Source organism: Corynebacterium sp. MSK041 (assembly GCF_030232265.1).
Taxonomy (GTDB): domain Bacteria; phylum Actinomycetota; class Actinomycetes; order Mycobacteriales; family Mycobacteriaceae; genus Corynebacterium.
Genome location: NZ_JASPJK010000009.1, coordinates 33,572 through 59,067, shown reverse-complemented (window position 1 = coordinate 59,067; position 25,496 = coordinate 33,572). Strand labels below are relative to the sequence as shown.

Genomic DNA, 25,496 nt, shown 5'->3' with positions numbered 1-25,496 from the left:
ATATGCCTACGCTGGGGGACTATGACCGCTACGAAGACTCTCCTTGTTACTGATAACGGCCCGCAGATCGTCGACACCACCCCGGAGCACGCCGGCGAAGGCGACACCCTCATTCACGTCAGCCACTCCTCCGTCAATTACAAGGACGGCATGGCTCTCGCCGGCAACAAGGGTGTTGTGCGCACCCTACCCATCGTCCCCGGCATCGACGCCGTGGGCACGCTCGAAGACGGCACACTCGTCACCGTCAACGGCTGGGGCATCGGGGAGCGCCGCAATGGCGGTTACACGCCCGAATTGCGTATCGACGCCTCCCACATCACCCGCGTCCCCGCCACCTTCGACGCCTGGACCGCCGCCGCCATCGGCACCGCTGGCTACACCGCCGCCATGTCCGTGGCCTCCTACGAGCGCTTCACCAACTCCCGCCCCGACCATGAGGACGGTGCCGTCCGCGGCCCCGTTGCCGTCACCGGCGCCACAGGTGGTGTTGGTTCTATTGCCATCCAACTGCTTGCCGCCCGTGGTCATGAGGTCGCTGCCATCACCGGCCGCGTCGAGGAACATAGCGATTACCTGCGCGAACTCGGCGCCATCGACGTCATCGACCGCGCCGAACTGGCCAACAAAGGCAAGCCACTGCAGAAGGCCCGCTTCGGTGGCGCCATCGACACCGTCGGCTCCACCCCGCTGGCCAACCTGCTCGCCCAGGTCCAGTGGGGCGGGACCGTCACCTCCTGTGGCTTGGCCGCCGGCCCGGACCTGGACACCACCGTGATCCCGTTCATCCTCCGTGGCGTCAACCTCGCCGGCATCAATTCCGTCGATGCCCCCGCCGCCTTCCGTGATGAAGCCTGGGCCATCCTCGCCGAATCCCTCGACGTGGACAAGCTCCGCTCCTACACCGACACCGTCGACCTCGAAGGCGCCATCCAGGCCGGCGCCGACCTGCTTGCCGGCAACGCGCGCCACGGTCGCACCGTCGTTGAGCTATAATTTGCTCAAAGGTTCCACCCCGCTGACAAGAGCCCCAGAAGGCTTTTCGCCTCGCGCGATAGGCGGGGTGGTCGCTTTTAGTGTGTCATTGCTAGACCTGCTTCACCTTGCTGGGATCCCCGAGGCTCTCCCCGCCGATAACCAGCCCGATGAAGGTGATTGTCGCTAGGGAAGCAAGTCCAATCCAGAGCCAGTGGAATTTCGGGCCGGATAGTTTGGCCAGTACGGCACCGATGAAGGCACCGAGGGTGTTCATCATCAGGTCATCGATGTCGCTGTAGCCAAGCGCGAAGATGTATTGGGATGTCTCGATAGCCAGGCTGAAACCTGCTCCGAGCAGGGTCGTTACAAGAAGTGGGCGGGGTGTTCGCTGAAAAAGAATGTAGGCCAGCATGCCCACGGGCACGAAGAATGCGATATTCCCGCCGTACTCAAAGACGGGCCCGAACCATGAGCTGGCATTGATCAGGTCATCGAACGGGGCGAGGGAGAGTCCCCGCCGCATTTGGTTGGCGGGGTCCCACAGGTAGCCGATGCGATAAAAGGCTTTTAGCATGGTCAGGGCGATGACCACGCCCGAATAGCCAACGAGGGCGCCAATCGTGGCAGTGCACTGCTTCGACATCGACGCCCTTTCCAACCTACTTGACCACCAAGTTGACCATGCGGCCTGGCACCACGATGGTCTTCACCACGTTCTTGCCTTCGATGAGGCTAGTGACACGGTCGTCGGCAAGCGCGATCTGTTCGATCTCGTCCTTGGACGCCTCGGTCGGTACGTCCACACGCGCGCGAACCTTGCCGTTGATCTGGACGGGGATTTCCACCGTGTCGTCCACAAGCAAGCTCTCGTCGAAGGTCGGGAACGGCTCGAACGTGATGGTGCCTTCATGGCCGAGGCGCATCCACAGCTCTTCGGCGATGTGCGGCGCAACGGGGGAGACCATCTGCACGAGCGGTTCCACTGTTTCACGTGAAACATTGCCGGTCGCCTCGCGGGTCTTGGTCAGGTAGTTCACGAACTCGATGAGCTTGGCCACGACGGTGTTGTCGCGGAGGTGCTCGTAGTCCTCACGCACACCAGCGATGGTGCGGTGCAGCTGCTTCGCATCCTCCTCACTCATCGGCTCGTCGCTGACGGTGACCTCACCGGTCTCCTCGTCGACGACCAGGCGCCACAGGCGCTGAAGGAAGCGGTGGGAGCCCACAACGTCCTTGGTCGCCCATGGACGCGAGGTGTCCAGCGGTCCCATGGACATCTCATAAACACGCAGCGTATCGGCACCAAAGTCCCGTGCGATGTCATCCGGAGCAACGGCATTCTTCAGGGACTTGCCCATCTTGCCGTACTCCTGGTTGACCTCTTCGCCGTTGTAGTAGAACTTGCCGTCCTTCTCCTCAACCTCAGCGGCCGGCACGTACACACCACGGGAATCGGTGTAGGCGTACGCCTGGATGTAGCCCTGGTTGTACAGGCGACGGTACGGCTCCTTGGAGCTGACGTGCCCCAGGTCAAAGAGCACCTTGTGCCAGAAACGTGCATAGAGCAGGTGCAGCACCGCGTGCTCAACACCACCGACGTAGAGGTCCACACCGCCCGGGTCATTCGCGCCGTGCTTGTCCGGTTGCGGTCCGGTCCAGTAGCGCTCATTTTCCAGGTCGCAGAACTTGTCCGCATTCGTCGGATCGATGTAGCGCAGCTGGTACCAGGACGATCCTGCCCACTGCGGCATGACGTTGGTGTCGCGGGTGTACTGCTTCTCACCATCGCCAAGATCCAGCGTCACGTTCACCCAATCGGTGGCCTTCGCCAGAGGGGGAGCGGGCTCGGAGTCAGCATCCTCCGGATCGAAGGAGACCGGGTTGTAGTCCTCCACATCCGGCAGCTCGACCGGCAGCATGGACTCAGGCAGCGCGTGCGCCACACCGTTCTCGTCGTACACGATCGGGAAAGGCTCACCCCAGTAGCGCTGACGCGCAAACAGCCAATCGCGCAGCTTGTACTGAATACGCTCCTCACCAGCCCCTTCGCTGACTAGCCAGGCGATGGCCTTCTCAATGCCCTCGTCCTTGCCCAGACCATTGATGTCCAGGCCACGGTCATTCGCGGAGTTGATGTGCGGGCCGTCCTCAGTAAAGGCCTCTTCCTCGATGTTCGCGCCGTCGAGCACCGGCACGATCGGCAGACCAAAAACGGAAGCGAACTCGTAGTCACGCTCATCGTGCGCCGGCACCGCCATGATCGCGCCCGTGCCGTAGCCCATGAGCACGTAGTCCGCAATGAACACCGGCACCTTCTCGCCGCTCACCGGGTTCACGGCATACGAGCCCAAGAAAACACCGGTCTTTTCCTTATTCTCCTGTCGCTCCACGTCAGACTTCGCCGCGATCGCGCGCTTATATGCGGCCACAGCGTCCTTCGGCGTCGCTTCGCCAAAGGTCCATCGCTTATCGACGTCCCCCGCATACTCCCCAGCCACCAACTCATCCACGAGCTCATGCTCCGGCGCGAGCACCATGTAGGTGGCACCAAACAGGGTGTCTGGGCGGGTGGTGAAGACGTCGATGCCGAATTCCTGACCTGCCGGGCCCTGGGCACGGAAGGTCACTTCCGCACCACGGGAACGCCCGATCCAGTTGCGCTGCATTGCCTTGACCTTGTCGGGCCAGTCGAGCAGCTCCAAGTCGTCTAGAAGCCTGTCCGAGTACGCGGTGATGCGCATCATCCACTGGCGTAGACGCTTGCGGAAGACCGGGAAGTTGCCACGCTCCGAGCGACCATCAGCGGTGACCTCCTCGTTTGCCAGCACCGTGCCCAGGCCCGGGCACCAGTTGACCATGGAGTCAGACAGGTAAACGAGGCGGAATTCGTCGATAGCCTTCTGCTTCTCCGTCGTGTCGAGCTCGGCGTACACGCGGCCATCCTTGGTGGTACGGGTACCTGCCTCAAGCTCGCTAACAAGCTCCGCGATCGGGCGTGCCTTCTGCTGATCCTCATCGAACCATGCGTTGAAGATCTGCAGGAAGATCCACTGCGTCCACTTGTAAAACTCCGGGTCCGTGGTGGCCACCGAACGGCGCCGGTCGTGGCCCAGACCCAGCGCGTCCAGCTGACGCGTCATGTTCTCAATATTCGCCATCGTGGTCGTGCGCGGGTGCGTACCCGTCTGGATGGCGTACTGCTCCGCTGGCAGACCAAATGCGTCGTAGCCGAGCGTGTGCAACACGTTCTTGCCCAGCATGCGGTTGTAGCGTGCGAAGACATCCGTCGCGATGTAACCCAGCGGGTGCCCCACGTGCAGGCCCGCGCCGGAGGGGTAGGGGAACATGTCCTGGACATTGAGCTTGTCAGCCGGCAGCTCGCCCTCACCCGTAGCTAGATCGCCCACCGGGTTCGGGGCATTAAACGTCCCGTTGTCGATCCAGTACTTCTGCCACTTCTGCTCAATCTCATTAGCAATACCCGCCGTGTAGCGGTACGCCGGTCCAGTCGCGTTAGTCATGGTTAGCCAGTGTAATAGGTCACCCCCACCAGCACAGCGCCCGGACGCCTCTAGCGATGTTTCACGTGAAACATCGGGGTGCGAATGACCAAACCTCTACTTTTTCGCCCACTCCACGATCGCGTCGAGCCTACCCAGGTCGACGCGATCAGTGTTTGTGCCGTAGGTATCAATCATCATGCGCTCGTTCTCGGTTTTGCCGGGCTTGAGCTTCAACATCGTGATCAGGCCTTTCATGATGTTGCGATGTTTGGGGCTCAGCTCGGAGTAGTTGAGCCGGCCGGGCAGGTAGAAGCGCTCGACATCCCCAGCCAGGTCGCCGAGCAGCGCACGAGCCGGGTCCTGCGCCTCCACCACGTGGTCGAGAGTCATGCCGACTGTCACGAGGGCTACTTTTCGCTTCTCGACGCCCTCCTGACCCACCTCCTTCACCACCTTCACGCCGGGATGGGATGGCCCGTGAATAGGGGAGAGGATGATCAGGGGTTCATCAGATGCGCGGATAGTAGACGCGCTGCCCTCGGTGATCTCCTCGGCAGTGGTACCGAGGCGCGTGGCGAGTTCCTCAGCGTATTGCTTGGTGGAGCCATAGAAGCTGGCGTAGTAGATAGCGGCGGTCAAGATGTCTCTCCCTAGAACGATGAGGAGCTACCCGAGGCGCTGAAGCCGGAGGAGGAAACGCCGGGGCTGGTACTGGAGGACTGGGCCTGTTCGTGGGCGCGAACGTTGCTGTCGTGCCAGCTGCTCATGGATGCGTAGGTGACGTAGCCGGGGAAGTAGTAGTAATCGCGGTCGTAGACGGCAGGGCGACGGAGTGGCTCGTATTCCTTCACGTCGGAGAACTCTTCCTTCTTAACCTGCTCGAGGAGCAGCCGGTAATCCCCCAGCACACGGACGAATTCGTCCATGAAGTTCGGGGCCGTCGGGTTGGCATCGAGCCAGTTGATGCTCTCTAGCAGCTGGCCGAGCTCGTAGTTCAGCTGGTTATTCTTCACGCCGACGCGGGCGGCCATGACATCCTCGCGCAAGTCCGTGAGGCTGGTGCGGCGGGTGGCGGCGTCGCCATTGTCGATGTTGAACATCCGGTTGATGTTGTTCTCGGCGTTGGAGACATGCTCGACGGACTCAGCGGCCTGGCGTAGCTTCTTGCTGTTCTTCAGCACCTGCTTGTCATTGGTCATGTCAATGTCCCCGATCCCGCCGGCACCGCTGACGGTCTCGTGGTAGCCAAGGAAGTGATCACGGACCTCAGCCCACTGTTTGCGCATCTCCGCATCGGCGAAGGCGGAAGACAGGGAGTTGGCGCGAATGTCCACTTCGTCGAGGCGGCCAGAGAGCGCCGCGTACTCACCTGTCACGGCCTTGTAGTCCTCATGTGCTTGCTCTAGTTTCCGGCGGCGGCTCCACCGGGAGACGCCGGTGCCAACAGCGATGAAAGTGCCAACACCAACAGCACCCATGCCGCCACCAATAGCAAGGCCGTCCCGGTCACCCTTTGCTTGGTCGAAGCCATATTCCTCGGCGGCTTCAACGTCGAAAGCGGTCTTGGCAGCTGCGAAGAGGCCGGCCGGGATGTTGCCGTCACGGACGCCGGGCTTCATGGCGTCGAGCACCTCTTCATCGCGCTGGCCGTAATCGACCTGGAGCTGCGCGGCTACGTCATCACCGTAGTAGGCGAAGGCTTGGCGGGGATCAAGGCCAACGCCGATGATGGCGGTGCCATCGGCGAAACGGGCATCGTCGTTAGACGCATTGCCAATGAGCTCCGGGTAGGTGTCACGCACGTACTCCTCCACAGAGTCGAGAACATTCTCGTGGTTCGTGGCGAAGACGAGGTAGTGGAGTTCCTTCACCACGGCGGGGTGGTCTAGACGCTCCGCGTCGCGAAGCATACGGGCTTCGTCCTCTGGGGAGAGGACGTCCTGGGGGTCGTCGATAGTCACGGTGGGTGCCTGGCCAACCTCAACAACGAACTGCGCCGGGTCGGGCGCGTCCGTCAAAGCGTAGGTCAGTCCGGCACCGCCAGCCCCGGCGAGGGCGACGACGCTGAGTGCGCCGAGGGTGAACTTCTTTGTTGATCCCAAAGCCATGCGCCCCATCCTAGGCGCACAAAGAAAAACCGATGTTTCACGTGAAACATCGGTTTTGGCTAAAGCCAAAAGGGGATTAGACGGTGCTACGCGCTTTCGTCGATAAGCTCCTGCTTCTCAGCATCCTCTGTGGAGGTGCGCTCCATCTTGCCGGCGGCGAAACGGTTGACCACAAGCGCAATCGCGCCGTCGCCGGTGACGTTGGCGGCGGTGCCGAAGGAGTCGATGACGATGTAGGCGGCGATCATGAGGGCGACCATGTCGTCGTTGAAGCCGAGCATAGAAGCGAGCAGACCGGTTGCCGCCATGATGGCGCCACCGGGGACACCCGGCGCGGCGATCATCATGATGCCGAGCAGGAGGATGAAGCCGAGGGAGAGACCCCAGGAGATGTCCATACCCGCCATGTAGATGACGGCGAAGGCGTAGAGGCCGATCTTCATCATGGAGCCGGACAGGTGGATCGTTGCGCACAGCGGGACGACGAAGCCGGCGACGTTCTCATCCACCTTGTTATTCAGCGTGGACTTGAGGGTCACCGGGATGGTTGCTGCAGACGACGAGGTACCCAGGGCGGTGAAGTAGGCCGGCAGCATGTTGCGCAGGGCGGTCACCGGGTTGACGCCAGCGATGGCGCCGGCAATGAGGTACTGGAGGATGAGCAGCAGGATAGTCATGATGACGGCCAGGGCTAGCACCTTGCCAAAGGCGGTGAGGGTGGCGCCCATGTTGTCGTTCATACCCAGGTTGAGGAACATGCCGAAGATAAACAGCGGCAGCAGCGGGATAACAAAGGACGTAACCACCTTCATAATCACGCCCTCAAACTCGGTGGCCAACTTGTACATCGTGTCGGACTTCACGGCGGTCATAGCAATACCCACGCAGAAGGCGAGCACCAGGGCAGTCATGACAGCGAACGGCGGATCAATCTCCACGGAGAAGAAGGGGGACAGGGCGCCCTCCTCCACGTCATCCACAGCCGTGATGAGCTTCTGGTCACCCAACAGCCACGGGTACAGCGCCACGGAGAGACCCCAGGCGATGAGACCGGAGATGATGGTGGAGCCGTAGGCGATACCGGCGGTGAGGCCGAGCCACTTGCCGGCACCCTTGCCCAGACCGGCGATGGCCGGGGTGATCAACGCGAAGATGAGCACCGGGACGAAGAAGCCCAGGAAGTTAGAAAACAGACCGTTGAAGGTGATGAAGATGCGGGCGAGCCACGTGGGGAAGAAGAAGCTGCATGCGATGCCGAGGACTATCGCCACGACGATCCAGAACAGCAGCGACCGGGTGATCGGCTTAGAGTTCATAGTTGAAACCTTTGTACGGGAATTGACATGTACTCCTGCATTGTCCAACACGGAACCCCGCAATACGAAACTGTCGCCCTATCGGTAGACTTCCAGGCATGACTGCTGGCGCCATCATCGGAACTATTTTCATCGTTTGTGCTCTTGCTTTGCTGGTTCCCGGCGCGCTCGCCACCGCGGGTCGCCTGCCGGGTAACAGCATCGTGGGTTTGCGCGTGCCGGAGGTGCGTAAGGATGAAGGTATTTGGGTGCAGGCTCACCGCGTTGTGGGCCCGTACTTGATCTTCGGGGGTGCCGCGCTGGCATTCGGTGGCGCGTTTTCATTCATCGCGTCCGGGTGGCTGTGGGTTGCGCCCGTCCTGCTCGCGGTGCTTGCGGTAGTCGCATGTGCGCTCGGCGGGAACATGGGCGCGCGTGCTGCACGGCTTATCGACGATGCGCAGGCTGCCAACGCCACCACTGCCGACGAGGCCCCGGCTCCCGCGGTGAACCTGGATGCGCTCCGCAATGCAGCGCGTGAGGCGGATCAGAATTAAATGGCTACCCACCGGCCTAAGCTTGACGGCATGACCAATCCTGCACCCCGTGTTCAACACAGGGACGTGGCGTATCACGCTGATGCCTCCGCATTGTTCGCGCAGCTTGGCGGGACCTCGCTCACGGATACGGTTCTGTTGGAATCGGCGGACATCACCACGAAGTCTGGTTTGCAGTCCGTGGCCGTGCTCGGCGCGTCCGTGCGTTTGACGTGTAGTGGCCACGAGGTTGTGGCGGAGCCACTGAGCCCGGCGGGGGAGCAGATCATTGCGCGTCTGACGGAGCAGCTCGCTTCCTACCTCACCTCACGCGAGCCGGTCACGTTCAGCTTCCCACCGTCCACGGCCGCGGATGAGCGTGAGCGCCTCACCGCCCCAAGCACCGTCGAGGTGCTGCGCGCTCTCACCCGCGATGCGGGTTACACCGACTCCGAGGACATCCTCCCCATGGTCGTGGGCGGTTTCGCGTTTGATTACCTGGCCACGTTCGAGAATCTCCCCGATGTCGCCGAAAGCACGAACACGTACCCGGATTTCCAGTTCATCCTCGCCGAGATCGTGCTCACCATTGATCACCGCGCGTCGACGGCGCGGTTGTCGGGGGTTGATTGGGGGGCGGGGGACGTCGATAAGCGAATGCTTGAGCTTGCTGAGCTGATCCGCACCGCACACACCCCCACGCCCGCAACCCCGCAGGGCGAGGGCACGTTGCGCGTGGAGGCGAGCTTGGCGGATGATGAGTTCCGCCGCGATGTAGACAAGCTGAAAGACAATATTTATAACGGCGATATTTATCAGGTCGTCCCGGCGCGTGCGTTCACGACCGAGTGCCCGGATGCTTTTGCGGCGTACCAGCAGCTGCGCGATTCTAATCCGTCGCCATACATGTTTTATGTGCGAGGGCTCGATCGGGCGGGGGAGCCGTACGAGCTTTTCGGTGCCTCACCGGAATCTAACTTGAAGTTCTCCGCCGCCACCCGCGAGGTGCAGCTCTATCCCATCGCTGGCACCCGCCCGCGTGGTGCGACCCATGAGTTGGACACGCGCATGGAGCTGGAACTGCGCACGGATGCCAAGGAGATCGCCGAGCACACCATGCTCGTGGACTTGGCACGCAATGACATGGCCCGTGTGGCTCGCCCCGGCACCCGCCAGGTGCGTGAGCTACTGCAGGTGGACCGCTACTCCCGCGTCATGCACCTAGTCTCCCGGGTGACCGCAACGCTTGCGGACGACCTGGATGCCCTCGACGCCTACCGCGCCTCTATGAACATGGGCACCCTGACCGGCGCCCCGAAGCTGCGCGCCACCGAACTCATCCGCGAACTCGAAGGCACCCGCCGTGGCTCCTACGGTGGGGCAGTAGGGTACCTGCGTGGCAACGGCGAATTCGATACATGCATTGTCATCCGCTCCGCCTTCGTCCGCGCCGGGATGGCCACCGTGCAGGCCGGCGCCGGTGTTGTCCGTGACTCTAACCCTCAGGCCGAAGCTGATGAGACCCTGCACAAGGCCTACGCTGTTCTTAATGCCATTGCGATGGCGCAGGCCAAGACCGTGGAGGTCATCCGATGAACTCGCCCGCCCGTGTTGTCCTGCTGGATAACCAAGATTCCTTTGTGTACAACCTCGTGGACGCTCTGGCCACCATCACCGAGCCTGCCATCGAGTTCACCGTGTTCCGCAACACCGTCTCCGTCGACCAAGTGCTTGCCGCCGAGCCCGACGTGATCATCCTCTCGCCCGGCCCCGGCTATCCCGCGGACGCCGGCTGCATGATGGACCTCATCCACGCAGCCCAGGGCCGCATCCCCATCCTCGGCATTTGCCTTGGCTACCAGGCGCTCATCGAGCACTTCGGTGGCAAGGTCAGCCCCTGCGGCCCGGTCCATGGTGTCAGTGAAGCAATGACGCTTAGCGACGTTGGCGTGGCCAGCCCCCTCTTCACCGGCCTGACCATCGACAGTGGCCCCGAACACGGCGACACCCCGGGACGCCTCGTTCCCGTGGCGCGCTACCACTCCTTGGGCACCGTCGATGTCCCCGCTGGCATCGAGGTTCTCGCCCGCACCGAGACCAAAGTCGGCGATGTGGTCATGGCCGCGCAGACCACCGATGGCATGTCCATCGGCCTCCAGTTCCACCCCGAGTCCATCCTGACCCCGGCTGGGCCCGTGCTGCTGGAGCGCTGCGTGAAGGAATTATTAGAGAAGAAAGACTCCGTGAAAGTTAAGGTGAGCAACAATGGCTAGTGAAAAATCCCTCGAAATCCTCCGTCGTTTCCTGGATAACAAGAACCCCTCGCTAGAGGAGGCCATCGAGGCGTTCACCCCGCTCACCGTGGGCGATTATGACGATGTCCACATCGCCGCCCTCCTTGCCACCGTGCGTACCCGCGGTGAAACCTTCGCCGATATCGCCGGTGCCGCCAAGGCCTTCCTGGCCGCTGGCCGTCCGTTCCCCATCACTGGTGAGGGCCTCATGGACACCGCCGGCACGGGTGGTGACGGCAAGAACACCATCAACATCACCACCGCCGCCTCCCTCGTTGCTGCCGCTGGGGGAGTGAAGATGATCAAGTGCGGTAACCGTTCCGTCTCCTCCAAGTCCGGCTCCGCTGACGTGTTGGAAGCCCTGAACATCCCACTCGACCTGGACCCAGAGCGTGCCGTCCGACAGTTCGAGGCATCCAACTTCACCTTCCTTTTCGCCCCCGCCTACAACCCGGCGATCGCCCACGTGCAGCCGGTGCGTAAGTCCCTGGGCGTATCCACCCTGTTCAACACCCTTGGCCCGCTGCTCGCCCCGGGGCGCCCCGAGTACCAGATCATGGGTATTGCCAACCCTGCTCTTGGCCAGACCATCGCTGAGACCATGCGTGAACTTGGCCGTGGTCGCGCCCTTATCGTTCACGGCGCTGGCACCGACGAGATCGCCGTCCACGGCCCCACCGAAGTCTGGGAGCTGGACCGCGAAGGCAACATCGAGCACTACACCATCACCCCGGAGGACCTCGGCCTGCCTACCTACACCCTCGAGGAGTTGGAAGGCGGCAACGGCGAAGAGAACGCCGCCGCGATCCGCGCCACCTTCGAGGGCACCGGCCCCGACGCCCACCGCGATGCCGTCGCCGCCACCGCCGGTGTGATGTTCTACCTCTACGCCATGGCGGACACGATGGCCGAAGGCGTAACCAAGGCCACCGAGCTTCTGGCTAACGGCACCGTCCGCGAATGGTTGGCCAAGCACGAGGGAGCGAATTATGGCGCATAATCTTACCCCCTCTGATTTTACCCCCTCTGACCAGGGCAAATCCGCTGTGCGCCCTTCTGAGGGCCTGCCAACAGTTTTGGAGGGTATTGTTCAGAGCCGATTTCGTCACCTTGACGAAATTCGCGCCCGCATCTCCCACGTGGACCCACTGACCCTGCCGCGCTCCGAGCGTTCCCTCTACGATTCGCTCGCGCGCCCCGGCACGCGCTTCATCATGGAGTGCAAGTCCTCCTCGCCATCACTCGGCATGATCCGCGAGCACTACGAGCCCGGCGCCATCGCGTCCATCTACTCCCGCTACGCCGCCGGCATCTCCGTCCTCTGCGAGCCCAACCGCTTCGGGGGAGACTACGACCACTTGGCCACCGTCGCATCCACCACCCACCTCCCAGTGTTGTGCAAGGACTTCATCATCGACGAGTGCCAGATCCACGCCGCGCGCTACTTCGGCGCCGACGCCATCTTGCTCATGCTGAGCGTGCTTGACGACGCCACCTATACCCGCCTCCACTCCGAAGCCGACCGCCTCGGCCTCGACGTCCTCACCGAAGTCATCGATGAAGAGGAGGCCGCCCGCGCCACCAAACTTGGCGCCAAGATCTTCGGCGTTAACCACCGCAACCTGCACGATCTGTCCATTGACCTGGACCGATCCGCACGCCTTGCACCGCTTGCTCCCGAAGGCGCCCTCATCGTCTCCGAGTCCGGCATCAGCGATGTGGAGACCGTCCGCCGTCTCGGCGGCCACTCCGACGGCTTCCTCGTCGGCTCCCAACTCACCGGCACCCCGGACATCGACTGGGCCGCCCGCATGCTGGTCTACGGCCCCAATAAAGTCTGCGGCCTCACCTCCTGGTCCGCCGCCCAAGCCGCCCGCGCCGCCGGCGTCGTCTACGGTGGCCTCATCTTCGAGGACTCCAGCCCGCGCAATGTTTCACGTGAAACATCGAAAAACATCATGGCGCACGAGCCCGGCCTTCACTACGTTGCCGTCAGTCGTCGCACCGAAGGTTGGGCCGACCTCATCGCCAGTATCGACGGCCCGATCCACGCCGTACAGATTCACGCTCCCTACCAGGGGAGCCTCAACGCCGAGCAGGAGCTTATTCGCGCCATTCGCGCCGACCTTGCAACTCTTCCCGACACCATCCCGGCACCTGAGGTCTGGCGCGCCGTCTCCATGTCGCACCCCGATGGGGCGGAGGTTGCGCGGGGGCTGGCGGGAGACGTCGATAAGCTTGTGCTTGATGCGAAGGACGGCGGTTCCGGCTCCAAATTCGACTGGAGCACCATCCCCGACGAGGTCCGCGCGCACAGCCTCCTCGCGGGCGGCATCGGCGCCGACCACCTCGACGCCGCGCTGTCTGTCGGCTGCCTCGGCGTTGACCTCAACTCCGGCGTGGAATACCCCGCCGAAGCAGGGGAGTGGGCCGGCCAGAAGGACGCGGGCGCGCTGCGTGCCGTGTTTGAGCGGATCCGAAACTTTCACTACTAACTTGAACTCATCATTTTCACGGAGGAATCCACATGACTGACTCCACCCATTCACGCGACGGCGGCCGGACCATCCTTCCCGCATACTTCGGAGAGTTCGGCGGGCAGTTCGTCGCGGAGTCACTACTTCCCGCGCTTGACCAGCTTGAACAGGCTTTTGTCGACGCTTGGAACGACGAAGAGTTCATGTCCGAATACCGCCGTCTCCTCCGTGATTACCTCGGCCGCCCGACCCCGCTGTGGGAGGCGAAGAACCTCACGCGCGACAATGATTACGCCCGGATCTTCCTCAAGCGCGAGGACCTCGTGCATGGTGGTGCCCACAAAACCAACCAGGTGATTGGCCAGGCACTTCTGGCCAAGAAGATGGGCAAGACCCGCATCATTGCGGAGACCGGCGCCGGCCAGCACGGCACCGCCACCGCCCTGGCTTGTGCCCTCATGGACCTTGACTGCGTGATCTACATGGGCGCCAAGGATATGGAGCGCCAAGCCCCGAACGTGTACCGCATGCGCCTCATGGGCGCTGAGGTCGTCGGCGTGGATTCCGGTTCCGGCACCCTCAAGGATGCAGTCAATGAAGCGCTGCGCGATTGGACCGCCACCTTCCACAATTCCCACTACCTCCTTGGCACCGCTGCTGGCCCGCACCCGTTCCCCACGATCGTGCGCGAGTTCCACAAGGTCATCTCCGTCGAGGCGAAGGCCCAGATGCTGGAACAGACAGGGGCGCTGCCGGACATCGTCGTCGCCTGCATCGGCGGTGGCTCCAACGCCATTGGCATGTTCGCGGACTTCATCGACGACGAATCCGTCGAGCTCGTCGGCGCTGAGCCCGGCGGCCACGGCGTGAACTCCGGCCAGCACGGCGCCGCTATTTACGCTGGCACGATGGGTATTCTGCACGGCACGAAGTCCTACCTCATGCGTGATCCAGACGGCCAGGTGGAAGAGTCTTATTCCATTTCCGCCGGCCTGGACTACCCGGCGGTCGGCCCCCAACATGCCCACCTGGCTAAGACAGGCCGCGCGAAGTATGTGCCCGTCACCGACGAAGAAGCCCTGCGCGCTTTCCAAAACCTGTCGCGCCACGAGGGCATCATCCCCGCCCTCGAATCCTCCCACGCTCTGGCCTACGCCCTGCAGCGCGCGGAGGAGGCCCGTGAGTCCCAGACCCCGGCCACCATCCTCGTGTCCCTGTCCGGCCGCGGCGACAAGGACATCGCCCACGTCCGCAAGACCCTGGAAGAGCACCCGGAATACCTGGTCACTGACGACACTGACGACACTGATGAAGAGAAGGGAACCAACTAATGTCCCGTTTCACCGCGCTGTTTGAAGCCCTCGAAGCAAAAAATGAGGGGGCTTTTGTCCCATTCGTCATGCTCGGCGACCCATCAGCCGACGATGCGGTGGAGATCATCTCTACGCTTATTAGCGCCGGGGCCGACGCCCTCGAACTCGGCATCCCCTTCTCCGATCCCGTCGCTGACGGCCCCACCATCCAGAAGGCCCACCTCCGCGCCCTCGACGGCGGCGCCACCGTAGATTCCTGCCTGGAGCAGATCCGTGAGATCCGCCGCCGCCACCCGGACACCCCGATCGGCATGCTGGTCTACGCCAACGTGCCGTATGTCCGTGGCCTGGAGAAGTTCTACGCGGAACTCCACGAAGCCGGTGCCGACGCAGTCCTCGTCCCCGACGCCCCAGTACGCGAGGGCGCCCCCTTCGTTGAGGCCGCCACCGCCGTTGGCATTGATCCTGTCTTCATCGCCCCTGCTCAGGCTCGTCCTGAGGTCCTCGAAGGTGTTGCCACTCATTCTCGCGGCTACATCTACGCCATCTCCCGCGACGGCGTGACAGGCACCGAGCACGAGTCGCAGACGACAGGGCTTTCGGACGTCGTCGCCAACATCACCTCCTACGGCGGCGCCCCCGTCCTCCTCGGCTTCGGCATCTCCACCCCGCAGCACGTGGCCGACGCCATCGCCGCCGGGGCGTCGGGAGCCATCACTGGCTCCGCCATCGCGAAGATCATCGACACTCACGTGGACTACACCCACCCCAACCCGGGCACCATCCGCGACATGGACGCCCTGAAATCCGAACTCGTTTCCTACGTCACCGCGATGAAGCGCGCTACCCTGAAACCATGACAGCCCAGAACCCAGCAGCAAACCCAGCAGCCCAGAACCCTTCCGGCCCCGTCTGCTCCCGTCGCATGTTCATCCTCGGCACCGCCACTACCTTTGCCGGCGCCTTCCTCGCCGCCTGCGGCAAGCCCGCTCCCGCCGAGGTCGCCGCAACCCAGGTTCCAGTAGGCAGCGCCGTTATCGTGGACAAGTTCATCATCGCCCAGCCAACTGAGGGCAATTTTGTGGCGTACTCCACCACCTGCCCACACCAAGGCAGCCCGATCACACAGGTCAACGGCAACACGGTGCGTTGCCCGTCCCATGGATCCGTCTTCGACATCGCCACCGGCGCGGTTGTGGATGGCCCCTCCCAGTCCGGCATGGTTCCCGCCCCCGTCACTCAGGATGGCGGCACGGTCATCGCCGGCGAGCAGGAGTAGCGGCGCAGTGAGTGACGCACAGTCCGAACCAAAAACCCCGGGACTTTTTGTCCGCACCACGCTGACGATCCCCGGCGCCGGTTCCGTAGTCAACATCGCCGAACTCGTCGAGATCAGCCCACACGAATGCCGCATGGTGCGCATGATTGAACTCACCCCAGACCACGCCATTACGGGGGCGTTTATCGACGGCCACGTCATCGGCAACGCCAACCGCCCCCTCGACACCGTCCCACACCCGGACACCTACGACCAGTTCGAAGGCATCGAGGCTGAGCGCGTCACCGCCGACCATTTTGAGGGACTCTGGGCCGAAGCCCGCGCGAAGTTCCCGGAGCTTTAGAGCTTTAGGCACCTAGGCACCCACCTCCTCCTCCTCAACCTCGTCGTCCTCCGGCGGTGGCTCGTAGTCCGGATCAGGCTCCTGAACTGGCGGTTCAGGGGCGAAGGGGAACTTGAGGCCGTATTCTTGTTCGAGTTTCTCCAGCGCTTCGATGGTGGTGGGGTAGGGGGTGCCGGCCTCGTAGCCGTCGATAAGCTTGTGTGCTTTTGCGTAAAAGTGGGCGACTTTTTGCTTGTGGCGGCGGACTTGGCTGAGCGTAGAGACCCAGCGCGGTGCTGTTGGTGTGACCTGGTCGCCGACGAAGCCCGCGGGTTTAGTGATGGCGTAGGTGCCGTCCGCGAAGAGCCACACGATGTCGCCAGTGAAGGGATCGGGCAGGTAGAAGGCCCTTTTATCGGTTTTTACGTTGTGGTGTTTTTGGCACAGGCAGTAGAGGTTTGAGGCGGTGGTGGGGCCGCCTTCTTCGAAGGGGATGCGGTGGTCGAGCTGGCAGCGGCGGGCGGGGACCGTGCAGCCGGGGAAGATGCAGTGGCCGTCGCGCATGCGCACGAATTCTTTGACCTTCTCCGGCGCATCGTGGCCGTTGACGGTGTGCGTTGCGGTGGACTCGAGGTCCACAAAAGTGGCGGGGTTTTTGGTCTCAAACCCGTTCAGCCCAGCCAGCGAGTGGAACTTCTCCGTGCCCACCGCGTTGGTCCAGCCGAAGCCGGGGAAGAACACGGACTTGGTCAGATCCACCGAACCGTCAGGTCCTTTGGGCGCGTACACGCTCACGGTGGCGTTGCCCGTCGGGGTGATCTCCCCTGTGAGGAGCTTGAGCACCGTCTCTTCGAGGGTGAGGCCGTGGGCGCGCGCTGTTACGTCGATAATCGCTCTCGTCATTGCCATCGTGGCAATGTCGCCCATCACGGTCATCCCGCTGGCATGAGCGCCCACGCGGCCGTTGTGGAAGGTGACTTCACATGAGCCCGGCGGGATTTCTTTGGGGCGCTCCTCGCGCTCCTTGCGGTTCTCGGGGCAGAACGCCGCCGCGTTGTCGAAGTCCGCGATGAGCTTGTTGATTCTCCTTTTGATGGTGCTCACCGTAGGCAGCGCGGCGTTGTGTCGGTTCGGGGTGAAGATCTCCACCATCACCTCATCTACCGCGGCGTAGACCTCCGGCGAGGCATTCTCCCCGAAGCTGTCCATCGCGTCGCTCAAAGCCTTCAATCGAGGCAGGTCCAAGCGCTGATACTCGCGTTGCAGTTCCCGCAAGCGCGGTAGCTCTCGCAGCGCCATGTAGGCCATGACGGCGCTATCTACCTGCCACTTTGGCATGCCAGTGGACTTGGATAACCGCGCGTACTCCTGGTCGAAATCGCGGCTATCCACCAGCTCAACATCCCCCTCGGCGTACTCCTTGAACAGCTCATACTCGGCTTTGCGTAGTGCCCAATGCGCTTGCGCGACCGGATCGGACGGGTTCTCCGTCGCAAAACTTGGCGTTTTTACCGGTGCACTCATGTCGCCCCCTTTCCCAAGCGAAGTCGTTGCCATGCACTCACCTTGAGCACATACGCACATACTTTCACATGGGTGCGACACGTCCCTTGCCAAAAGGCTTTAAATACCCCTCTTTTCGAACACTTATCCACAACCCCGAGGTCAGCGCACGTGAAATTCTGTCTACAAGCATCCCCTAAGCCCGACCCAAGACCACCTACAGCCAGCCTTAGAACAACCCCTGCAACTGCGGCAACTGCTCAAAAGCACCACTAGCGAATGCCGCAGCACCTCATTCGCCGTCGGCTTCGCCTCAAACTTGCCCTCATTCGCCGCCTGGTACTCCTGCGAGGTGACGTCCCCAATCTCAAGGTCGTAGATCTTCTCAATCGTGGGGGAGAAGAACCCCATGGGCACGGCCTCATCCCACTTGGTTTTCAGCTGCTCATCCGTGGCAAAAGACCGGTACTGCGAGCTATTCCCCGCCGAGCACACATACAGCCAACGCGACAGCAATAAAACGGGACTTCATCGGTACTCCTTAAGCTAGTTTCAAGCACGCACAGCTTAGGGCCGATCCACCAATCAAGCAGCGCATTCATAGAATGTTCACCGCAGCTAAAGGAGCTATTTGCTTATCGACGCCCCCCAACAAACCAAAACCCCAGCCGCCCCCTCCGCACTCTTTTCGAGCATGGAGAAGTGGTTGGGGTTAGTTCAAAAAGTCCCAGAGTTTTTAGAACGGGAGCTTGATCAGGCCCTGCTGGAACGCAACGCCACCGAGGATGGCAAGAAGCGCAGCGACAACACCGGTGCCAAGCAGAATGTCAAAGGTAGTGCCGTACTTGTAGCCCTTCGCTCTGTCATTCTTAATGGAACCGTCCATATTGTCGCGTGCCTCATAGATCTCCTTTTGGATGCGGCCTACCTCGGCGAAATCGCCCCTATTCCAAGCTTGACCCATCCGCTTAGACGAGGCGCCGTTTTGGCCGAAGAAGTCGTTGTACGACGACGTCATGTTGTTCTGGGCCTGCGCCGGAGCAACGGAAAAGGACAGGGCGGTAGCTGCAGCGAGGCCGGCAGCAATGAAACGACGCTTCATGGGAGCTCCTTGAGTGGAAAGCAGTACGTGAGACAGCAACTGCAGATTAACGCCGGCAAAGAGCGCTGAACAGCTTGTTCACCAAAAGTTTGCCAAGAATTCAGTTTGGTAACAGAACCACCCGGGGATTAAACTACCGACTAAAACACCAGGTTGACCAACACCATGTAGGCGGCGGTGCCGGCGAGGATGGAAAGGCCGGCTCGGCGCTTCCAGGCGTGGAGAGCAAGCGTGAGGGCACCGGCGATGAGGGCAGCGGGCAGGCCGTGGGGGACGGAAGGGTCGTGGGCGATGGTGGAGAAGGTGTAGACGACCAGGACCGTCATCACGCCGACGGGCATGGTGGCTCCGAGGAAGTCAATGAACGGGCTGCCTTTGAGGAGGCGGAGGAAAGAGAAGGGGAGGGCGCGCAGTAAAACGGTGACGATGGCCACGGGGATGAGTACCGCGGCGACCATAGATAAGGTGACGCCCTCAGGCAGACCAAAAACCCCCACTACTTTTCACCACCCGAAGAAGCACGGCCGACGCGGAGCTCAAGAGACCGGTCGACGCCAGGCCGGGCATAACGAAGGATGAGCACGAGGAAGTAGGCGCTCAACCCGGCCATGAGGAGCCAGCTGGGAGCGAGCACGGCAAGAAGCGCGGCGATCGCGGTGGCGGTCAGCGGCAGGGAGAAATCCGGGTTCGCGCGGAAAGCCTCGTAGGCCAGAACAATGAAGAGTGCGGTCAGTGCGTAATCGACGCCAATGACTGAGGACGGAATCGTCGCCCCCAACAACGCCCCCACGATGCCCGGCAGCACCCACATCAACTGGCACAGGATCTGAATGGTCAGGACACGGGCACCAGAGTTGGGGGCGGTTGGGGGGCGGGAGGAAGAGATGGCGTAGGACTCGTCGGTAAGCGCATAAGTGCTGTACGCGCGGCCGAGCGGTGAAGAAATGAGGTGGCGGGGGAACGTGAGGCCGTAGAAAATGTGGCGAAAGTTGACCATGAAGCCGGTGATGGCGGCAGACAGTGGGCCGACGCCGGTGGAGACGAGTTGGACGGCGAGGAATTCCATCGAGCCGGCGTAGATGATGATGGAGAAGATCGGTGTCCACCACCACGCGAAGCCAGCTTGGACCATGACCAAGCCGAAGGCGAGGCCGAGTGGGATGAGGCCAAGGCCGACGAGCCAGGTGTCGCGGATGCCGCCGCGGATTTCGGATCTAGTTGTCATCAATATCCGCCGGGAACGTCGAGAACAGTGGCAGGGGCATGGGCTGGCGGCGCATGATGTCGCTGTACAGGTCGGTGCCGGCCGGGGCGATGACGTCGGAGGGCAGGGCGGGGGCGACGTACCAGTCGCCGCGCTCAATCTCCTCGTCGAGCTGGCCGGGCTCCCATTCGGCGTAACCGGCGAAGATGCGCACGCCTTCGAGCAGGCCGTCGAGGGTGGTGGGATCGGTGCGTAGGTCCACGTGGACGAGGCGGTTGGCCAGACGGGTGAACTCCGGATGCTCCTCGAGCACAGTGCCGGCGGTGGTCACGCCAACACCGATAGCGGCCTGGGGGCCAAGCGGCCCGCCAAGGTAGAGCGCCTGAGGTTTGGCAACGTAGTCGAGCCATTCGGTGAGAACATTGGCCACGGCGATCTCACTGCGGCGGTTGAGCACAACGCCGAGGGTGTGCTCCAGGTTGTGTTCGATGATGAGGACGACGGTGCGCGCGAATTCGTCGCTAAGCATGCCCGGCGCGGCGAGCATGAGCATGCCCGGGGCAGGCTCCTCGCGCTCAAGCGCGGTGAAGAGGCGGTCAGCGTAGAAGAACTCAGCCATGGTTGGCCTCCCACCAGGCCTTGAGCTCAGCGACGGCCTCGTCGTGGTCCAGCTCGCCGCGCTCCAAACGGAGTTCCTTCATGTACTTCCAGGCCTTACCCACCTCGGGGCCGGGCTTAAGGCCAAGGATCTGCATGATCTCGTTGCCGTCCAAGTCCGGGCGGACACGGGCGAGGTCCTCCTTGGCGGAGAGGTCCGCGATGCGTTCTTCCAGGTGGTCATAGGTGCGGCGCAGGCGAGCGGCCTTCTTGGGGTTGCGCGTGGTGCAGTCGGCGCGCACGAGTTTGTTCAGGCGCGGGAGCAGTTCACCGGCATCGGTGACATAGCGGCGGACAGCGGAATCGGTCCACTGGCCTTCGCCGAAACCGTAGAAGCGCATGTGCAGGTACACCAGCTGGCTGACATCAGCGATGACGTGCTTGGGGTACTTCAACTTGCGCATACGCTTGCGGGCCAGCTTCGCGCCCACGACCTCGTGGTGGTGGAAAGACACACGACCACCGTCATGGAGTTCACGCGTGTCCGGCTTACCAATGTCGTGGAGCAGCGCCGCCCACCGCAGCACCAGGTCAGGGCCCTCTTCCGGGTCCTCGAGCTCCGTCGCCTGGCGCAGCACGGTCAGTGAATGGGCGTAGACGTCCTTGTGCTGCATGTGCTCATCGCGCTCCAGTTTCAGCGCGGGAATCTCCGGCAGAACGTGGTCCGCCAGGCCGGTTTCCACGAGCAGGTCAATGCCCGCCCACGGCTGGATGCCCAGCATGAGTTTGTCCAGCTCAGCCTGCACGCGCTCAACAGTGATGCGGTTAATCTCATCCGCCATATCCGTCATCGCCTGCTTCACGCGCGGGCTCACCGTGAAGCCAAGCTGCGACACAAACCGTGCCGCGCGCAGCATCCGCAGCGGGTCGTCGCGGAAGCTCACCTCCGGCTCCTGCGGGGTGTCCAGAACATGGTTGAGCAGGTCTTTCAGGCCGTCGCAGGGGTCGTGGAAGTCTAATTCGAGCCCAGAGCTCGAAGAACCAGAAGACTCAGACGCCAGCTCAATCGCCATCGCATTCACGCGGAAATCACGGCGCACGAGGTCGCCTTCGACGGTGTCGCCGAAGGTGACTTCCGGGTTGCGCGTCACGCCGTCATACAGGTCAGCGCGGAATGTGGTGATTTCCACCTGCTGGCCATCCTTCGTCGCGGACACCGTGCCAAACTCAATGCCGGTGTCCCAGACGGCCTCGCCCCACTCGTCGAGAATTTCGTGGATGACCTCTGGCCGCGCGGAAGTGGTGAAGTCCAGGTCATTGCCCAGTCGCCCCAACATCGCATCACGCACAGGCCCGCCCACCAGGTACAACGACTCACCGCGCGCATGAAAAGCACGCGCCAGCGGGGCCAGCAGGCCATCAAGCTTTCCGACGGCCCCCTCCGCCCGCGCCAACAACCCAATAAACGCAGTCGAGTCCCCCTTCTCCGGCAGATTAAACAGTCCGGCGGGATCAACCGGATTAGTCGGAGTATTCGCCGAAGTATTGGTCGGAGTATTCACCCGCCTTACCTTACAGGCCTCAAGTTCCCTATATATGAGCCCGCCGGATACGATCGGACACAATGACTGAGAACACCCCGCCGCAGGGCCAAGGACAGCGGAGGCGTCGCCGGCGCCGCCGCGGATCTGGCCATGCACAAAATAAACAGAGCCCAGACAAGCAGGGCTCAGGGGAAAAGAGTTCAGAGAAGCAGAACCCTAACAAGCACCGCAAGCGGGGCAACCAACGGGGTGGCCAGCACAGCAAGCACAGCAAGCGCGGGAATCAGCGGGGTAACCAGCGCAACAACAAGCGTGGCGGGAAGAATTACTATAGGCGGCCGAATTCGTCGACAAGCGGTGCGAAGCGCACGTACACGCCGTCGCACACGATGGAGACGCGGGATGAGACGAGCGCGGGTGGGCTCGTTGTATCCGGCATGGCGGAGGCGGTGCGTAAGGACGGGTCGGTGAATCTGGCGCGGATTTATGTGGCGCTGATTGGCCGTATTGATCGGCGTGGGCGACTGCTGTGGTCCATGCCGAAGGGGCATGTGGAGCCGGGGGAGGATCAGTGGGATACCTCGCGCCGTGAGGTGTGGGAAGAAACCGGGATTTACGGGGAGCCGTTTGAGGAGCTCGGTGTCATTGACTACTGGTTTGTCTCTGATGGCGTGCGGATACATAAGACGGTGCACCACAATTTGTTGCGCTATGTCGATGGGGTGCTGAATAACGACGACCCGGAGGTCACCGAAGTCGCGTGGGTGCCCATCAGTGAGCTGATTGAGCATTTGGCGTATGCGGATGAGCGGAAGTTGGCGCGTATTGCGATTGATCGGATGCCGGATTTGGCGCGCGCGGAGCGTGATGCGGGGCGGGTGACTCCGCGGTGATGTCGCGGGGCAAGCAGGGCAAGCGCAGTGCGGCGGTTGCTGCTGTGGCGTGTGCTGCTGGGATGCCGTTCGCCGCGGCGCAGTCGATTCCGGTGCCGCTCGCACCGGATAATCCCACGGTGGCGGACCAGTGGGTGAATTCGCAGATCAGACTAGGTGAAGGCACCCAGGGGTTAAGCATTTCGCTTATCGACGCCCCCGCCACCACCCCCAGCAACGACACCATTCGTGCGACAGTACGGGTGCACAACGATGGTGCAGAACCCGCTGATGGTCTGATGCTGACCCCGCGCCGGGGACCGGTGTCCGGATCCTTGACGGATGCGCGGGCAGCAACCGTGGCGCAGGTGGGGGAGTACACGGTGGCTGGTGCGCAAGTGACAGTACCCACGGTGCCGCCGGATGGGCACGTGGACGTTGAGGTGACCTTTGATGCGGAAGACCACCCTGTCACGGTGACGCAGCCAGTGATGATGGTGCTGGAGAATGCCGGTGCCGTCGTAGACACGGAGCGCTGGCACATGACGGTGCGGGGTTCGGCGCCAGAAACTGCGGCGAACACAGAAATTGAGCGCACACCCGCCGGCATGTCCGTGCTGTACCCCATTACCGCGCCGGTGGACATCGTCCCAGGGGAGACGGGCGAGGCACCCAACCGGCCACCACTGATTCTGTCCTCAGAGCAGCTAGCGGGGCAGATCGCGCCGGGTGGCCGGCTGGATCAGCTGGTGGATATTTATGGCGAGTTGGGTGCCGGGGATGAAACCTGCCTGGCGGTGGACCCAGCGCTGTTGGACACCGTGGACCGGATGGCGGGCGGCTACACCGTGAATGATGACAGGCCAGCCCCGGCCGAGAAACGCCGGCGCCTGCGTGATTCCTGGGGCAACTCGGACACCGGCAAGGATTCCACCGAGGGGACCGGGGCTGATGATGCCGCGGCGTGGCTGGACAAGATCCGGGCAGTGGCAAAAAACAAGTGCGTGCTTGCTATGCCCTGGGCCAACACGGACTTGGAGGCCGTCGCACGCACGGGTAACCGCTGGCTCATGCGTGAGGCACTGGAACGAGGGCCGTTCACCGCGGAGCGCGTCCTGGGCACCCCGGTCATGCGCAACGTGGTTCTGCCGGGGTCGGGCTACCTCACCGACACGACTCTGCCGGGCATGGGTTGGGCTGATCACAGCCGGTCCCGCGTGACGGAAGTAGGAATGCAGGGGGCGTGGGAGGAGCAGACGAGCACCACCACGGAAACCGCAGACCGTGAGCCGGATGGGCGCGTGGAAGGTGAGCAGCAGACCACACTGGATGATCCGGCAATGCCCAATGCCGCGGGGATTGCTGCACCGCAGCCCGCGCAACCGGTGAGGGTGTTGGTGGCGGACAATACGACGTCGATAAGCGTTACGCCCAGTCGTTTCACGGACCTACGCCCCGGCGTGGTGGGTGTGGGCTTTGATTATGAGCTCGCGTCGATCCTGGCAGCCACCGGGCCGAACCCGGAGACCACAGGTTTTTCCGATGATCACTTGCGCTTTGATTACACGCGGGACTCGCAGGTGGCGCGGGATAACACCGCGGCCACGGCGGTGCGCACCGCAGCGACCTCGCACGTGGTGGTGGGGGAGAGCACCAAAGCGCCGGAGCCTGTCCTCGTAGCACCGCCAGCCGCGTGGGAACCGAAGACCGCGCGGGCAGTGATGGAAACGGTCAGCGAGCTCTTCCGCGAGCACACGAGCGTGCCCATGAGCCTGGCGGACTACACCCGCATGCCGGATGACCCGGCACAGCTCATCCCCGGCGAGCCAAGCCTGTGGGAGGCTGATCCGACGGTCTACTCCGACACGGAAGTGCTCAATGCGTCGCAGCAGGGGGCGTTTATCGACGATCTCACGTCCCTCCTCGGCAGCGAACCCGCCATCGCACTGACCCGCTACGGCTACACCTTGCCCCTGCGCCAGGATCTGCTCACCGCCCTGACAGTGACAGGCCGACGGTCCTACACCGGCTACATGGAGGCGCAGGAACGCACCCGGCAGCGGCTCAACGGCAACCGCGATGCGCTGGCTGGCCTGCGCGCCGCCATCACCTTAATCCCACCGGGCAATGTGTACACCCGTGCTTCGGAGTCCTCCCCGCTGCTCATCGTGGCGCAGAACGGGCTGCCCCTGCCGGTGGATGCATCGATCCTGTACAAGGGCCCCGAAGGCGCGCACCTGAACACACCTTCTGAGTTCCGCATCCCCGCGCGCGGCTCGCTGACCCTGCAGATGACGGCGGACTTGGAAGAAAGCGACGAGCAGACGAAACTACAGCTCTACCTGGCCACACCGGAGGGCCAGCCGATCTCCCAGCCGGTAGACATTGCTGTTCAAACCGCAGGTGGTGCGGTGCAGAATTGGATCATCATTGCGGGTGCCAGCGCCCTGTTTGTTTTCGCGTTGATGTTCCAGCGTGGGAAGCGGCGGGGTGATCAGCGTGAGTCTCGCGGCGTGAAACGTGTGGCGCAGGAGGGCTAACATACCCATAGTCCTATGGCAGCTCTGCC

General features: G+C 62.6%; 24 protein-coding genes. 12 read left to right on the top strand and 12 right to left on the bottom strand.

Annotated features, from left to right (window positions below; all coding sequences use genetic code 11):
- The first annotated feature begins 21 nt into the window (after nucleotides 1–21).
- Nucleotides 22–996, top strand: coding sequence for an acrylyl-CoA reductase family protein (locus QP968_RS08150; RefSeq protein WP_284855906.1), 975 nt, complete (start codon nucleotides 22–24; stop codon nucleotides 994–996).
- 91 nt (nucleotides 997–1,087) lie between these two features.
- Here the strand turns inward: QP968_RS08150 and QP968_RS08145 are convergent, their stop codons facing one another.
- The 5 genes from QP968_RS08145 to QP968_RS08125 all read right to left on the bottom strand — a co-directional run bounded on the left by QP968_RS08145 (nucleotide 1,088) and on the right by QP968_RS08125 (nucleotide 7,905).
- Nucleotides 1,088–1,621, bottom strand: a complete 534-nt coding sequence (locus QP968_RS08145) for a VanZ family protein (RefSeq protein ID WP_284855905.1) — start codon at nucleotides 1,619–1,621, stop codon at nucleotides 1,088–1,090.
- Nucleotides 1,622–1,637: 16 nt separating this feature from the next.
- Complete coding sequence (gene leuS, locus QP968_RS08140; protein WP_284855904.1) at nucleotides 1,638–4,499, bottom strand: leucine--tRNA ligase; 2,862 nt, start codon at nucleotides 4,497–4,499, stop codon at nucleotides 1,638–1,640.
- 96 nt (nucleotides 4,500–4,595) lie between these two features.
- Complete coding sequence (locus QP968_RS08135) at nucleotides 4,596–5,120, bottom strand: flavodoxin domain-containing protein (RefSeq protein WP_257997254.1); 525 nt, start codon at nucleotides 5,118–5,120, stop codon at nucleotides 4,596–4,598.
- Between the two features lie 11 nt (nucleotides 5,121–5,131).
- Complete coding sequence (locus tag QP968_RS08130) at nucleotides 5,132–6,589, bottom strand: DUF5129 domain-containing protein (protein WP_284855903.1); 1,458 nt, start codon at nucleotides 6,587–6,589, stop codon at nucleotides 5,132–5,134.
- A gap of 86 nt (nucleotides 6,590–6,675) precedes the next feature.
- A complete protein-coding gene (locus QP968_RS08125; protein ID WP_102723592.1) occupies nucleotides 6,676–7,905 on the bottom strand; it encodes a dicarboxylate/amino acid:cation symporter in 1,230 nt (409 codons plus the stop codon).
- Nucleotides 7,906–8,003: 98 nt separating this feature from the next.
- Here QP968_RS08125 and QP968_RS08120 point away from each other — a divergent pair, with 98 nt between their 5' ends.
- The 9 genes from QP968_RS08120 to QP968_RS08080 all read left to right on the top strand — a co-directional run bounded on the left by QP968_RS08120 (nucleotide 8,004) and on the right by QP968_RS08080 (nucleotide 16,126).
- The gene (locus QP968_RS08120; protein ID WP_284855902.1) at nucleotides 8,004–8,441 is read left to right on the top strand and encodes an SdpI family protein; all 438 of its coding nucleotides are present in this window, start codon (nucleotides 8,004–8,006) and stop codon (nucleotides 8,439–8,441) included.
- Nucleotides 8,442–8,471: 30 nt separating this feature from the next.
- Complete coding sequence (locus tag QP968_RS08115) at nucleotides 8,472–10,016, top strand: anthranilate synthase component 1 (protein WP_284855901.1); 1,545 nt, start codon at nucleotides 8,472–8,474, stop codon at nucleotides 10,014–10,016.
- Nucleotides 10,013–10,693, top strand: coding sequence for an anthranilate synthase component II (locus tag QP968_RS08110; RefSeq protein ID WP_284855900.1), 681 nt, complete (start codon nucleotides 10,013–10,015; stop codon nucleotides 10,691–10,693). Before QP968_RS08115 ends, QP968_RS08110 begins: the two co-directional genes overlap by 4 nt.
- A complete protein-coding gene (trpD, locus tag QP968_RS08105) occupies nucleotides 10,686–11,714 on the top strand; it encodes an anthranilate phosphoribosyltransferase (protein WP_284855899.1) in 1,029 nt (342 codons plus the stop codon). The genes QP968_RS08110 and trpD overlap by 8 nt, the downstream gene beginning before the upstream one ends.
- Nucleotides 11,704–13,209, top strand: coding sequence for a bifunctional indole-3-glycerol-phosphate synthase TrpC/phosphoribosylanthranilate isomerase TrpF (trpCF, locus tag QP968_RS08100; protein WP_284855898.1), 1,506 nt, complete (start codon nucleotides 11,704–11,706; stop codon nucleotides 13,207–13,209). Before trpD ends, trpCF begins: the two co-directional genes overlap by 11 nt.
- A 32-nt stretch (nucleotides 13,210–13,241) precedes the next feature.
- Nucleotides 13,242–14,522 (top strand): tryptophan synthase subunit beta, encoded by a 1,281-nt coding sequence (trpB, locus tag QP968_RS08095; RefSeq protein WP_284855897.1) that lies wholly within the window; start codon nucleotides 13,242–13,244, stop codon nucleotides 14,520–14,522.
- Nucleotides 14,522–15,364, top strand: coding sequence for a tryptophan synthase subunit alpha (gene trpA / locus QP968_RS08090; RefSeq protein ID WP_284855896.1), 843 nt, complete (start codon nucleotides 14,522–14,524; stop codon nucleotides 15,362–15,364). The genes trpB and trpA overlap by 1 nt, the downstream gene beginning before the upstream one ends.
- Nucleotides 15,365–15,429: 65 nt before the next feature.
- The gene (locus QP968_RS08085) at nucleotides 15,430–15,783 is read left to right on the top strand and encodes a Rieske (2Fe-2S) protein (RefSeq protein WP_284855940.1); all 354 of its coding nucleotides are present in this window, start codon (nucleotides 15,430–15,432) and stop codon (nucleotides 15,781–15,783) included.
- A gap of 7 nt (nucleotides 15,784–15,790) precedes the next feature.
- Nucleotides 15,791–16,126 (top strand): hypothetical protein, encoded by a 336-nt coding sequence (locus tag QP968_RS08080; RefSeq protein ID WP_284855895.1) that lies wholly within the window; start codon nucleotides 15,791–15,793, stop codon nucleotides 16,124–16,126.
- 12 nt (nucleotides 16,127–16,138) lie between these two features.
- Here the strand turns inward: QP968_RS08080 and QP968_RS08075 are convergent, their stop codons facing one another.
- From QP968_RS08075 to QP968_RS08045, 7 genes are all read right to left on the bottom strand, one after another.
- Nucleotides 16,139–17,629 (bottom strand): HNH endonuclease signature motif containing protein, encoded by a 1,491-nt coding sequence (locus tag QP968_RS08075; RefSeq protein ID WP_284855894.1) that lies wholly within the window; start codon nucleotides 17,627–17,629, stop codon nucleotides 16,139–16,141.
- Nucleotides 17,630–17,791: 162 nt separating this feature from the next.
- On the bottom strand, nucleotides 17,792–18,124 hold the full coding sequence (locus QP968_RS08070; RefSeq protein ID WP_284855893.1) for a hypothetical protein: 333 nt from the start codon (nucleotides 18,122–18,124) through the stop codon (nucleotides 17,792–17,794).
- A 220-nt stretch (nucleotides 18,125–18,344) separates the two neighbouring features.
- Entirely contained in the window at nucleotides 18,345–18,710 is a 366-nt protein-coding gene (locus QP968_RS08065) for a hypothetical protein (RefSeq protein ID WP_284855892.1), read from the bottom strand.
- A 140-nt stretch (nucleotides 18,711–18,850) separates the two neighbouring features.
- The gene (locus QP968_RS08060; protein ID WP_284855939.1) at nucleotides 18,851–19,168 is read right to left on the bottom strand and encodes a branched-chain amino acid transporter permease; all 318 of its coding nucleotides are present in this window, start codon (nucleotides 19,166–19,168) and stop codon (nucleotides 18,851–18,853) included.
- 38 nt (nucleotides 19,169–19,206) lie between these two features.
- Complete coding sequence (locus QP968_RS08055; protein ID WP_284855891.1) at nucleotides 19,207–19,935, bottom strand: AzlC family ABC transporter permease; 729 nt, start codon at nucleotides 19,933–19,935, stop codon at nucleotides 19,207–19,209.
- Nucleotides 19,925–20,533 (bottom strand): YqgE/AlgH family protein, encoded by a 609-nt coding sequence (locus tag QP968_RS08050; RefSeq protein ID WP_284855890.1) that lies wholly within the window; start codon nucleotides 20,531–20,533, stop codon nucleotides 19,925–19,927. The genes QP968_RS08055 and QP968_RS08050 overlap by 11 nt, the downstream gene beginning before the upstream one ends.
- Nucleotides 20,526–22,013, bottom strand: a complete 1,488-nt coding sequence (locus QP968_RS08045) for a CCA tRNA nucleotidyltransferase (protein WP_502870929.1) — start codon at nucleotides 22,011–22,013, stop codon at nucleotides 20,526–20,528. Before QP968_RS08045 ends, QP968_RS08050 begins: the two co-directional genes overlap by 8 nt.
- A 122-nt stretch (nucleotides 22,014–22,135) precedes the next feature.
- Here QP968_RS08045 and QP968_RS08040 point away from each other — a divergent pair, with 122 nt between their 5' ends.
- Both QP968_RS08040 and QP968_RS08035 read left to right on the top strand, forming a co-directional pair.
- Nucleotides 22,136–22,948 (top strand): NUDIX hydrolase, encoded by an 813-nt coding sequence (locus QP968_RS08040; RefSeq protein ID WP_284855889.1) that lies wholly within the window; start codon nucleotides 22,136–22,138, stop codon nucleotides 22,946–22,948.
- Nucleotides 22,948–25,467, top strand: coding sequence for a DUF6049 family protein (locus tag QP968_RS08035; RefSeq protein ID WP_284855888.1), 2,520 nt, complete (start codon nucleotides 22,948–22,950; stop codon nucleotides 25,465–25,467). Before QP968_RS08040 ends, QP968_RS08035 begins: the two co-directional genes overlap by 1 nt.
- Nucleotides 25,468–25,496: the final 29 nt, after the last annotated feature.